1 protein-coding gene and 1 pseudogene are annotated in these 826 nt (G+C 70.2%); both read right to left on the bottom strand.

Annotated elements, in window-relative coordinates; all coding sequences use genetic code 11:
- Positions 1 to 198: pseudogene (locus ABD323_RS42300) on the bottom strand (N-acetylmuramoyl-L-alanine amidase); the annotation flags it as partial.
- 63 nt (positions 199 to 261) lie between these two features.
- Complete coding sequence (locus tag ABD323_RS42295; RefSeq protein WP_184914072.1) at positions 262 to 642, bottom strand: hypothetical protein; 381 nt, start codon at positions 640 to 642, stop codon at positions 262 to 264.
- Between the last annotated feature and the right edge of the window lie 184 nt (positions 643 to 826).

Below are 826 nucleotides of genomic sequence, written 5' to 3'. Positions count from 1 at the left end.
CTCGTTCCGGTCAGCCATGTGGCTGGCCTCGATCGCGTTGTCCCGTCCGGCGCACCGGTGATGCTGGTCCGGCCCGGCGAGGTCGGCCGGGACGGCGGTGCCCTCGTAATGGATCTTCACGCCGCGGGTGACGTCGATCCTGGTGAACGGCGCCTTCGGCTGCGGGGCGCCCCGATCGGCGCGGCTGACGAACTGCATGACTCTCCTTGGACATGGGAAAGCCCCCGGCCAAGGCGGCACGGGGGCAGGGGTGGGTGGGACTCAGGCGAGGGTGACGTCGGCTGCAGTGAGGTCCACGCTGAAGTCCGTGTAATGGCGCAGGATGACCTGGTGCCCGGCGGTGGCCAACGGCTGGGCGATGTCGGTGGCGGTGCGGATCCCGCCGGTGTACTCGCCGGTGCGGGCCGGCCAGCCGGGGATGTCCTCCTGGGAGGTGATCGCGTAGACGACCCACTCGGTGGAGGCGGCGGTCGGCCGGGCTACGGCCATCAGCCACAGTTCGCCGTACGCCACGTCCTGGCCCCACTGGGGTGTGCTGGCCTGGCCGGCGAGGCCGGTACGGAACTGTTCGCGCGCATAGGCATCCAGGGCTGCGGTGAACGCCACCGGATCCAGGCTGCCGAGGGTGTTGACGAGGCGCATGGTGGTCTCCTCAGGGGATGCTGCGGATGAGTCGGGTCTGGGCGGCCGGCAGGTCGAGGCAGTTGACGGCCATGTTGGCGAACATCAGGTTGGGGTAGCTGCCGTCGGCTTCCCGGTCGTAGTACTGGTCGGAGAGCTTGAGCAGCGCCGTGCCGGCGGCCGCCTTCGCGGTGGTCAGCGCGGT

This window comes from Kitasatospora nipponensis (genome assembly GCF_039528135.1).
GTDB lineage: Bacteria > Actinomycetota > Actinomycetes > Streptomycetales > Streptomycetaceae > Kitasatospora > Kitasatospora nipponensis.
This window is presented reverse-complemented; position numbering and strand designations above follow the sequence as displayed.